General features: G+C 35.6%; 11 protein-coding genes, 4 tRNA genes and 1 pseudogene. 15 read left to right on the top strand and 1 reads right to left on the bottom strand.

Going from position 1 to position 10,679, the window contains the following annotated elements; genetic code table 11:
• Window positions 1-236 (bottom strand): annotated as a pseudogene (locus WBN20_RS03350) (MarR family transcriptional regulator); the annotation flags it as partial.
• 427 nt (window positions 237-663) lie between these two features.
• Between WBN20_RS03350 and WBN20_RS03345 the strand changes: the two are divergent.
• The 15 genes from WBN20_RS03345 to tuf all read left to right on the top strand — a co-directional run.
• Window positions 664-972: a rhodanese-like domain-containing protein gene (locus tag WBN20_RS03345; RefSeq protein ID WP_424275122.1), complete on the top strand. Its 309-nt coding sequence runs from the start codon at window positions 664-666 to the stop codon at window positions 970-972.
• A 16-nt stretch (window positions 973-988) separates the two neighbouring features.
• Window positions 989-2,311, top strand: coding sequence for a DUF2851 family protein (locus WBN20_RS03340; protein WP_424280692.1), 1,323 nt, complete (start codon window positions 989-991; stop codon window positions 2,309-2,311).
• 12 nt (window positions 2,312-2,323) lie between these two features.
• Entirely contained in the window at window positions 2,324-2,551 is a 228-nt protein-coding gene (locus tag WBN20_RS03335) for a PspC domain-containing protein (RefSeq protein WP_297706601.1), read from the top strand.
• A gap of 2 nt (window positions 2,552-2,553) precedes the next feature.
• A complete protein-coding gene (locus tag WBN20_RS03330; RefSeq protein WP_424280691.1) occupies window positions 2,554-3,561 on the top strand; it encodes a potassium channel family protein in 1,008 nt (335 codons plus the stop codon).
• Between the two features lie 88 nt (window positions 3,562-3,649).
• Window positions 3,650-5,260: an alanine/glycine:cation symporter family protein gene (locus tag WBN20_RS03325; protein WP_424275505.1), complete on the top strand. Its 1,611-nt coding sequence runs from the start codon at window positions 3,650-3,652 to the stop codon at window positions 5,258-5,260.
• Between the two features lie 8 nt (window positions 5,261-5,268).
• Window positions 5,269-6,138, top strand: a complete 870-nt coding sequence (locus WBN20_RS03320) for a ComEA family DNA-binding protein (protein ID WP_424280690.1) — start codon at window positions 5,269-5,271, stop codon at window positions 6,136-6,138.
• A gap of 36 nt (window positions 6,139-6,174) precedes the next feature.
• Window positions 6,175-7,314, top strand: coding sequence for an acyl-CoA dehydrogenase family protein (locus tag WBN20_RS03315; RefSeq protein WP_424273716.1), 1,140 nt, complete (start codon window positions 6,175-6,177; stop codon window positions 7,312-7,314).
• Window positions 7,315-7,385: 71 nt separating this feature from the next.
• Window positions 7,386-7,580, top strand: a complete 195-nt coding sequence (rpsU, locus tag WBN20_RS03310; RefSeq protein WP_019671394.1) for a 30S ribosomal protein S21 — start codon at window positions 7,386-7,388, stop codon at window positions 7,578-7,580.
• Between the two features lie 88 nt (window positions 7,581-7,668).
• Window positions 7,669-8,559, top strand: a complete 891-nt coding sequence (locus tag WBN20_RS03305) for a tyrosine-type recombinase/integrase (RefSeq protein ID WP_424280689.1) — start codon at window positions 7,669-7,671, stop codon at window positions 8,557-8,559.
• A gap of 42 nt (window positions 8,560-8,601) precedes the next feature.
• A complete protein-coding gene (gene hpf, locus WBN20_RS03300; protein ID WP_424280688.1) occupies window positions 8,602-8,919 on the top strand; it encodes a ribosome hibernation-promoting factor, HPF/YfiA family in 318 nt (105 codons plus the stop codon).
• Window positions 8,920-9,005: 86 nt separating this feature from the next.
• A tRNA-Thr gene (locus tag WBN20_RS03295) sits at window positions 9,006-9,079 on the top strand.
• Window positions 9,080-9,104: 25 nt separating this feature from the next.
• A tRNA-Tyr gene (locus WBN20_RS03290) sits at window positions 9,105-9,186 on the top strand.
• 138 nt (window positions 9,187-9,324) lie between these two features.
• Window positions 9,325-9,397 (top strand) — tRNA-Gly (locus WBN20_RS03285).
• Window positions 9,398-9,482: 85 nt separating this feature from the next.
• Window positions 9,483-9,554: transfer RNA gene (locus WBN20_RS03280), tRNA-Thr, on the top strand.
• A 60-nt stretch (window positions 9,555-9,614) separates the two neighbouring features.
• The coding region (tuf, locus tag WBN20_RS03275) for an elongation factor Tu (RefSeq protein ID WP_424280687.1) at window positions 9,615-10,679 on the top strand (1,065 nt) is incomplete at its 3' end.

Raw genomic sequence — 10,679 nt, 5'->3', positions numbered from 1 at the left:
GTTGTATTACTCATTTTACTGACCATTCTCTCGTTTAAGGTCGATAGATTAGCAGGTTTACTTTGCTGACCTCTTAGAATACGTAAGACATTAAATTGTTGTGTCGAAATTCCATAAGGTTTAAGGGCCTGTGAGATATTGTCAGTGACCTTATTATGTATTAACATTAAATGTATAATAGTCCTGCTTCTTAAGGGAATCTTCTTATCCGTCTTTATTACAGCTTCAACATTCATGTACTTACAATATTTGTATATACAAATGTATATATACGATAACAACCACCAACATTTGGGCAGATAAAGTTTTGTTAAATTTATTTGGACTAAACAGACGGCTACTTAATTTTTAGCTGAAATAGCATAAAGTAAGATGGATTTGATTTGTCTGAACGGATGTTTAAGTACCCCTTTATTTATAGGTTGTTTGAAAATATGGATGATAGTACTACCATCCATATTAGTTAAGAAATTACGATTGATGTTAGCTTTTTCTACGCCGCTGCGGGAAAACCAAATATGTTGAGAACCCTCATGATGCTTTGCTAAAGGAGGAGAGGTCAATTATAAATTCGTGCTATTGGCTGTTCAATAAAGTAGCGACATTTGTATATTTTTGTGAAAAGTAAAGGAGTTTGTAACTTCGTCCAGAAATATAAATAAAATGGCAGATTTATTACAAGAAGAATGGGTTGAGCAATTGGAAAATGATGATAACGCTTTTATTCTGGATGTTAGAACGCCGGAAGAAGCAAATCAGGGACAAATTCCTGAGTCCACCACTCTAAATATTTATTTGGGGCAAGAATTTTTAGAAGAGCTGAAGCAATTGGATAAATCTAAAAATTATTACGTTTACTGCAGATCTGGCCAGCGAAGCCGTCAGGCTTGTGCAATAATGAACAGTATAGGTATTCCCAATGCCTACAACCTCATGGGGGGAATACTTGAATGGAAGGGAGATATAATCTAATTATCTTAAACCCTTTATGCTGCAACCCATTTTCAGTGGGTTCTTTTATTTTAGGTGTATGCGTGAAGATCTCCTACACTACATCTGGAAAAATGGAAAAATTCCAATCGCAAATCTATACACTTCAAGACAGAAAACACTTCAAATTATATCTCTGGGAATTCACAATCATGATGCGGGACCTGATTTTTTTCATGCTAAATTGGAAATTAATGGACAACTTTGGGCAGGAAATGTAGAAATCCATGTAAAATCTTCTGATTGGTATGCACATCAGCATGATATGGATAGTAATTATGACAATGTAATATTGCATGTAGTTTGGGAAGAAGATACAGTAGTCTACAGGAAAAACAAACAAGAAATACCCACTCTTGAGCTTAGAAATTTTATACCGGGATATATCCTAACAAATTATTATAAATTATTTAATTCATCTAAAGATACCTTTATCAATTGTGAGAGGGAGTTGGATTCTATCGATAAATTTAAATTTTCAGTTTGGTTGGAACGGTTATATTTTGAAAGGCTGGAAGAGAAATCTAATGAAATAAACAGATTGTTGGCAGAAGCAAAAAACGATTGGGAGAAAGTACTTTTTATACTATTATTGAAAAATTTTGGACTAAAGTTAAACAGCGAGGCTTTCTTAAGCCTAGGAAGAACGCTTGAGTTTGGTATTGTCCGTAGGTTAAGCCATAATGTTTTTCAGTTGGAAAGCGTTCTATTTGGTTTAGCAGGGCTTTTGGATAATGAATCATCTAAGGATAAGGTTTTTACCCAAATGAAGAAAGAGTATTTTTATTTGAGGGATAAATTCAGGATTAAAGAGGGCAGTGTTCAGAAACCGTCGTTTTTTAGATTACGCCCTGCCAACTTCCCTACTATCCGCTTATCACAACTTGCTAATTTATATGCCAGACAACCACAATTATTTGGCAATATTATCGCCTTAAAGGAAGTTGATCAGGCTTATAAAATTTTCAGTATATCTACTAGTAAATACTGGCAAAAACATTATGTTTTTGGTAAGATTTCGCCTAAAAGAGAAAATAAACTTACTAAGAGTTTTATTAATTTATTGCTTATAAATACTATACTTCCCATGATTTTTTGTTATTCCAAATGGCAAGGAAGAGACGTTAGTTCAAGAATAATTATGATTGTAAATAAACTAAAAAGCGAGGATAATAAAATTATTAGAAAGTTTAATAATCTTGGAGTTAATTGTAGCAATGCTATGTGTAGTCAGGCCATACTGCAACTTTATAATACTTATTGTACACAAAATAGATGTCTGGAATGTGTAGTAGGCGATAGTTTATTAAAAGGAAAATAGTATTTTTAAAAAATGAATATTTTCTATAGTCTTTTATATTATTTTCAGAAACGCGGCTTTGAAGTATGCAGACGGATCGCGGAGAGTCTTGGTATTAGGGCACGTGTTGTTAGAACCTCTTTTATCTACCTAACGTTTGTAACTTTGGGCTTTGGCTTTGCGTTATATCTGTTTTTAGCGTTTTGGTTGAGAATAAAGGATTTGATCTACACCAAAAGGAATTCGGTTTTTGATCTTTAGATATGATTAGACTTTTTCGCTCTAAAATTTACATTGCAATTGCATTGATGCTGACAGTATTACTGGCAGGGACCTTGGGATATCATTTTATATCCGAATTATCTTGGTTGAATGCCATTTATATGACCATAATTACGGTTACGACCGTTGGATTTAATGAAGTTGGACCTTTGGAAACAGAAGGTAAAATATTTACAATTTTTTTAATAATATCCAGTGTTTTTATATTTGCCTATGCCATTTCTGTGATTACAGAATATTTATTCAGCAAAAATCAATTACAGCTTCTAAAAACAAAAAAGGTGAAAAAAATGATCAACAGTTTATCCAATCATGTTATTATTTGTGGATACGGACGAAATGGTATGCAAGCGGTGGAACGACTTAAAGCATACAAAAAACCTTTTGTAGTTATTGAAAGGGACAAAGATGTTATTGAAAAACATGAAGTAGATGTCTTGTTTGTGGAGGGTGATGCCAATGAGGATGAAACCTTATTAACCGCTCGAGTAAAGGATGCTCAATATCTTATCGTTACCTTACCGGACGATGCAGATAATTTGTTTGTTGTGTTGTCAGCGCGTCAACTAAATAACCAATTATTTATCATAAGCAGGGCTTCTCAGGTTACTTCCCAAAATAAATTGAAATTAGCTGGCGCAGATAGTGTTATCATGCCGGATAAAATTGGAGGCGATCATATGGCATCCCTGGTTGTAATACCAGATTTGATAACATTTATGGATAAATTATCCACAGAAGGGGAAAATACGACCAACCTGGAAGAAGTTGCCATTGAAGATTTTGCAGATCAAATGGAATGTAATTCCTTGAGGGACCTTGACCTTCGGAGAAAAACAGGATGTACTATTATTGGATATATAGAGCCCGACGGTAATTATATAATTAACCCTGAAGCCGATTTACCTCTGGAACCTAATAGTAAAGTAATTGTTTTAGGAAGGCCCGAACAGATTAAAAAGCTTAACGAAATGTTTCATATAAACTAGGCTGCAGGAGATAATTATATTTTTTTGTTGTACTATTTTTTAGGATATTGCCTCCATAACAAACCAAATTAAACCAAAAACAACACTTATGAAGTATAGACTTCTTTCAATTTTATTACTGTTTCTGCCAATTTTGACATTTGCACAGGACAAAGGCCTTGACGAAAAAGTTAATGATGCATTTATGCCTGTTGCCGTATGGTGGGAAGGCTTTATTCTAACTTCAATTCCTATTGCCGGATATAATTTGCCCATTGTTTTAATACTATTAATATTCGGAGCAACTTTTTTTACGATTTATTTTAAGTTTCCAAATATCACGCAATTTGGATTGGCAATAAATACTGTTCGTGGCAAGTATGATGAATTAGATCATCATGGTGTTGAAAAGGCCGAACTTAATATTGTCGATGGGGATTTGGTTGATACTATTGCAGATGAAAGTAAAGAGGGAGAGGTAAGTCATTTTCAGGCATTGGCGACTGCTGTTTCGGGAACGGTAGGTCTGGGAAATATTGCAGGAGTAGCAGTTGCTATTGCACTTGGTGGACCCGGAGCTACTTTTTGGATGATTGTTTGCGGTTTAATAGGGATGTCTACAAAATTTGTAGAATGTACCCTTGGCGTCAAGTATAGAGATGTGGGAGAAGATGGTACCGTTTATGGGGGGCCAATGTATTACTTGTCTAGGGGTTTAAAGGAAAAAGGATTTACAGGTTTAGGCAAAGTTTTGGGTGCTGTTTTTGCTGTATTATGTGTTGGCGCTTCTTTTGGAGGAGGTAACGCTTTTCAGTCAAATCAGGCAGCGGTACAACTTTCAACCATGCTAAATTTACAAGGAGGCGCTACGGGAGTCATTATTGGTGTAATTCTTGCCATACTGGTAGGTATCGTAATTATTGGAGGAATAAAAAAGATTGCCAGCGTAACCGAGAAAATTGTTCCGTTTATGGCCGGAGTTTACGTTTTAGCTTCATTGGTTATCATTTTTGCAAATTTCCAATATATTGGCGATGCATTTGGGATGATCTTCAATGGGGCATTCACTCCAGAAGCAGGTTTAGGAGGTATTGTTGGGGTTATTATTGTAGGCTTTCAAAGAGCAGCTTTTTCGAATGAAGCCGGCGCAGGATCCGCAGCAATTGCTCATTCCGCGGTTAAAACTAAGTATCCAGCAAGTGAGGGTATTGTAGCACTTTTAGAACCATTTATAGACACCGTTGTAATATGTACAATGACAGCCTTAGTTATTATTTTCTTTAATATGGATTCCGGAGCTTTTGAGTACGGAAATGCTGTGAATAGTACTGTTTTAATTAGTGAAACCGGAAATTATATAGGGGGAGTTGATTTAACATCAATGGCTTATGATTCTGTAATTCCAGGATTCAGATATATACTAACTATTGCAATAATATTATTTGCATTTTCAACAATGATTTCATGGTCTTACTATGGTCTTCAATCCTGGAAATACCTTTTCGGGAGAGGTAGAAAAGCAGATGTTGTCTATAAAATTTTATTTTTATTATTTGTTGTTGTTGGTGCAGCAGCTACCTTAGATGCCGTAATTAAGTTTTCGGATGCAATGATTCTGGCATTAGTGTTCCCCAACATGATAGGTTTGTTGTTTTTGTTCCCCAGGGTTAAAGAAGAACTTAATAAGTACCTGATAGATATAAAAGGTATGAGTAAATAAGAATACCATTGAAAAATTTTAAATCCCACTTTAAGTTCAATAAACAGGAACGCAGTGGGATTTTCTTTTTATTGGTAATCATTTTTGGCTTACAACTTATTTATATGCTGTTCAAGAATGAAATGGTTTATACCTCAGAGGCAAGTTTTGGACTGGATACTGAAGTACAAAAATTATTGGATTCAATTAGGGAACAAAGTAAGGTAGAAGAATCACCGAAAATTTATCCTTTTAATCCAAACTTTATAACCGATTATAAAGGTTATACCCTTGGCTTGTCTAATGAGGAGATAGATAGATTACATGTATTCAGATCTGAAAACAGGTGGGTAAATTCCACAAAAGAATTTCAGAAGGTTACATTAATTTCAGATTCTTTACTAAAAATATTAGCTCCATACTTTAACTTTCCTGAGTGGAATAATCGAACAAAAATCAAAGAAAAAGAAAGAAAGCAAAAATCTGTATTAACAGAGGTGAGGTACAAGGATTTGAATCAGGCTAATTCGGAAGAGCTTAAGCTTATATATGGAATTGGTGATAAATTATCGGCCAGAATTGTCAAATTTAGAAACAGATTAGGGGGTTTTATGGTAAATGAACAGCTATATGATGTATATGGTCTGCAGGAAGAAGTGGTTTTAAGAATATTGGAAGAATTTCGTGTTAAGGAGCAACCAATAATTAAAAGGATCAATATTAATACAGCTACTAGAGAAGAAATGGAACAACTCATATATATAAATCAAAACCTTGCTATTCAGATAGTTAATTACAGGGATAGTGTTGGGATTATCCAATCTTTTAATGAATTATTGAAAATAGAAGATTTCCCGGCAGACAAGATTGATAGAATTGAATTATATTTGTCGCTCTAAAAAATTGCAATGATGACTACAGACACTATGTCTATTATTAGTTTTGATTATTCTGAGACCCAACACCATGTTGCCGAGTCTGCTAAGAAATTTGCAGAACAATACATACGGCCTCATATTATGGAGTGGGATGAAACTCAGTTTTTCCCAGCGGATCTTCTTAAAAAGGCTGGAGAATATGGCTTTATGGGTGTATTGGTTCCTCATGAATTAGGTGGAGCCGGTTTAGGCTATCACGAGTATATAGCTATTATTGAAGAGATATCAAAAGTTGATCCATCAATTGGCTTGTCTATAGCTGCTCATAATTCTTTATGCACAAATCATATTCTATCTTTTGGGAATGATGAGCAAAAACGAAAGTGGATTCCGAAACTTGCTACCGGAGAGTGGATTGGTGCTTGGGGTTTAACAGAACATAATACGGGTTCAGATGCAGGTGGAATGAGCACAACAGCCGTTAAAGATGGCGATCATTGGGTTCTAAACGGGGCAAAGAATTTTATCACTCATGGCATAAGTGGAGATATTGCTGTTGTTGTTGTACGAACCGGGGAGAAGGGAGATAGTCATGGGATGACTGCTTTTGCTATTGAAAAAGGGACATTGGGGTTTGCCAGTGGTAAGAAAGAGAATAAATTAGGAATGCGTGCCAGCGAAACTGCTGAATTGATTTTTAATAATTGCAGGATTCCCGATTGCCAGAGACTAGGGGAAATAGGCGATGGTTTTATACAGTCTATGAAAGTTTTAGATGGAGGGCGTATATCTATAGGAGCTTTGTCTTTGGGAATATCTAAAGGCGCCTATGAAGCTTCATTAAAGTATTCCAAGGAACGTGTTCAATTTGGTAAACCCATAAGTTCATTTCAGGGTATTTCATTTAAACTGGCTGATATGGCCACCGAAATTGAGGCTTCTGAATTATTACTGCACAAGGCTGCTTTTCTGAAAAATGAGGGTCGCAAAATGACCAAAATAAGTGCAATGGCAAAAATGTATGCTTCCGAGGTCTGTGTAAAGATTGCCAATGAAGCAGTACAAATTCATGGAGGTTATGGCTACACTAAGGACTTTCCGGTAGAAAAATTCTATAGGGATGCAAAGCTGTGCACAATAGGAGAAGGTACCACGGAAATCCAAAAAGTAGTTATAGCGAAGAATATTTTAAAATAATTTGTTACCGTTTAATTAATTCATTCTATATTTGCACTCGAAAAATCATTAAAGAAAGGAGGTTGTAGCCTATGTTGATAATACCAGTAAAAGAAGGAGAAAATATAGACAGAGCTTTAAAACGTTTTAAACGTAAGTTCGATCGTACAGGTACAATGCGTCAGTTGAGAAAACGTCAGCAGTTTACTAAGCCTTCAGTAGAAAGAAGACAACAAATACAGAAAGCACAGTATATTCAGGGTCTAAGAGATCAGGAAGAAATCTAATAAATAGCTTTTAGCATTTTAAAATCCCGTCACGATAAGTATCGAGACGGGATTTTTTTATGAAAATAACTAAAGGTAACTTTGTGATATGTCTTTAACAGCTTTTATATCTTATCTAACCCATGAGAAGAACTATTCACCAAATACGGTGACGGCATACGAAAAGGATATTCAGGAATTTAAGGAATTTTGCCTTAAGGAGTATGATTTTAAGCAAATAGATAAGGCAGAGTATAATTTGATAAGAGGATGGGTAGTTCAAATGGTCACAGCAGGTTTGTCCAACAGATCTGTTAACCGGAAAGTAGCTTCGTTGAAGGCTTATTATAAGTTTTTATTGAAAACGGAAAACCTTAAGGTTAATCCATTAGCTAAACATAAGGCTCTAAAGACACCTACAAAAATTGAAGTTCCTTTTTCTGAGACAGAAATGGAAATGCTTTTGCAACAGGTGCATTTTGAAGATGGCTTTGAAGGCAGTAGGGATAGGTTAATCATAGAATTACTATATACTACAGGAATTAGGCGGGCAGAACTCATTAATCTTAAATTAAAGGATATTGAACTTTCTCAAAAAACGATGAAGGTATTGGGTAAACGAAATAAGGAACGAATTGTTCCACTCTTGGACACAACTATAAATCTGTATGAGATATATTTGGACGAAAGATTAAAGTTAGATTTAATAAAGGCAAAGGATTTTATTTTTCTTTCCAAAACGGGGATTAAAATTTATGAAACACTTGTTTATAGAATTATTAATGGGTATTTTAGTAAGGTCTCTTCCAAAGTTAAAAAGAGTCCGCATATACTTAGGCACACCTTCGCCACGCATTTGCTTAACAAAGGAGCAGATTTAAATTCGGTGAAGGAATTGTTGGGGCATTCAAGTTTGGCTTCTACACAGGTTTACACACATAATAGTATAGCCGAATTAAAAAAAGTACATGCATCTGCTCATCCAAGGAGCAAGAAATAGTAAAATTGGCTTTTCTATTGTTTAACCTAAAATATTTAGCTTATGAAGGTAAATACGCAAGCTGTGAATTTTAATGCAGATTTAAAACTTCTAAATTTTATTCAATCGCGTTTAGACAAACTAGAACTTTTTTATGATAAGATTGTAAGCTCTGATGTGCATTTGAAGGTTGAAAACATCAGTGAAAAAGAAAATAAAATTGTCGAAATTAAGCTGTATATTCCAAAAGATATGTTCGTAGTTAAAAAGCAATGCAAATCTTTTGAGGAGGCAATTGATTCTGCTTGCAGTTCTCTGGAGAGAAAATTGGTTAAAAAGAAGAAAAAACCAAGGTTCCAACCCACTTTAAAATTTTTATAAAATAGTTTTGATTAAAAAAATAATTATCTACATTTGCAGTCCGTTAGAAATAGCGGACTTTTTTATGCTTTAAAAGGCTTTAAAAAGCCGATGTAGCTCAGCTGGCTAGAGCAGCTGATTTGTAATCAGCAGGTCGTGGGTTCGAGTCCCTCCATCGGCTCGTAAGAATATAAAATAGCAAGGAGGGGGAGATACTCAAGCGGCCAACGAGGACAGACTGTAAATCTGTTGGTTTTACCTTCGCAGGTTCGAATCCTGCTCTCCCCACAACTGGTTTTTGAGAGCGGTTTGGTGAAAATTGCTTTTGAATTTACAAGACTGGAGAAATTTAGAGTCTGGTTATTATCGCAGTTCGGGACTTAAATGATGTTCAAGAGGATTGTTGAAATATTGAAAATTAGAATTGCGGGAGTAGCTCAGTTGGTAGAGCGTCAGCCTTCCAAGCTGAATGTCGCCGGTTCGAACCCGGTCTCCCGCTCAAAGAAATTGAGTTAACGTTTGCTATTTTGATCAAGGTTAACATTAAACCTGTTTATCAAAATATAAAACCTGGAGACCCATAAGCCGACGTAGCTCAGGGGTAGAGCGTTTCCTTGGTAAGGAAGAGGTCACGGGTTCAATTCCCGTCGTTGGCTCAAATAGATTAGGCATTAATTATTATACACTAATATAAACTAAGATTAAATTCAAGCAAAATGGCAAAGGAAACTTTTGATCGTTCCAAACCGCACTTAAATATTGGTACTATTGGACACGTAGATCACGGTAAAACTACATTAACTGCTGCTATTACTACTGTATTGGCAAACGCAGGACTATCTGAAAAGAGAAGTTTCGATTCAATCGATAACGCTCCGGAAGAAAAGGAACGAGGTATTACAATTAATACATCACACGTTGAATATTCAACGGCGAATCGTCATTACGCACACGTAGATTGTCCTGGTCACGCGGATTATGTAAAGAACATGGTAACCGGTGCTGCACAAATGGACGGAGCTATCTTAGTAGTTGCTGCCACAGATGGTCCTATGCCTCAAACCAGAGAGCATATCCTTTTGGGTCGTCAGGTAGGGATTCCAAGAATGGTTGTTTTCATGAATAAAGTAGACATGGTTGATGATGAGGAATTACTTGAGCTTGTTGAAATGGAAATAAGAGAGCTTCTGTCTTTCTACGAGTACGATGGGGATAATGGACCAGTTATTTCCGGATCGGCTTTAGGTGCTTTAAATGGAGAACAAAAGTGGGTAGATACAGTAATGGAATTAATGACTGCTGTTGATGAATGGATTGAATTGCCAAAAAGAGATATTGAAAAAGATTTCTTAATGCCAGTTGAAGATGTTTTCTCAATTACTGGTCGTGGTACTGTTGCTACTGGTCGTATTGAAACTGGTGTAGCTAATACAGGAGATCCTGTAGATATCATTGGTATGGGAGCTGAAAAATTAACATCTACAATTACTGGAGTTGAAATGTTCCGTAAAATATTAGATAGAGGTGAAGCTGGAGATAACGTTGGTATCTTGTTAAGGGGTATAGAAAAAACAGATATAAGCAGAGGAATGGTAATCTGTAAGCAAGGTTCTGTAACTCCTCATGCTAAATTCAAAGCAGAGGTTTATATCCTTAAGAAAGAAGAAGGTGGACGTCACACTCCATTCCACAATAATTATCGTCCTCAGTTTTATGTTCGTACAACAGATGTAACGGGTAATATTGCTTTACCATCTGGTGTTGAAATGGAAATAAGAGAG

Origin of the sequence: Eudoraea sp. (assembly GCF_049665975.1) — a bacterium.
Taxonomy (GTDB): Bacteria; Bacteroidota; Bacteroidia; order Flavobacteriales; family Flavobacteriaceae; genus Eudoraea.
The sequence above is the reverse complement of the archived record's forward strand: the minus strand, read 5'-3'. Positions and strand labels throughout refer to the sequence as shown.

Bases quoted from the DNA above. Each gene is read 5' to 3' on its own strand.
- hpf (WP_424280688.1), top strand. From the start codon at position 8,602: ATGAAGGTAAATACGCAAGCTGTGAATTTTAATGCAGATTTAAAACTT.
- WBN20_RS03305 (WP_424280689.1), top strand. From the start codon at position 7,669: ATGTCTTTAACAGCTTTTATATCTTATCTAACCCATGAGAAGAACTAT.
- WBN20_RS03335 (WP_297706601.1), top strand. From the start codon at position 2,324: ATGAATATTTTCTATAGTCTTTTATATTATTTTCAGAAACGCGGCTTT.
- WBN20_RS03345 (WP_424275122.1), top strand. From the start codon at position 664: ATGGCAGATTTATTACAAGAAGAATGGGTTGAGCAATTGGAAAATGAT.
- WBN20_RS03330 (WP_424280691.1), top strand. From the start codon at position 2,554: ATGATTAGACTTTTTCGCTCTAAAATTTACATTGCAATTGCATTGATG.
- WBN20_RS03325 (WP_424275505.1), top strand. From the start codon at position 3,650: ATGAAGTATAGACTTCTTTCAATTTTATTACTGTTTCTGCCAATTTTG.
- WBN20_RS03340 (WP_424280692.1), top strand. From the start codon at position 989: ATGCTGCAACCCATTTTCAGTGGGTTCTTTTATTTTAGGTGTATGCGT.
- rpsU (WP_019671394.1), top strand. From the start codon at position 7,386: ATGTTGATAATACCAGTAAAAGAAGGAGAAAATATAGACAGAGCTTTA.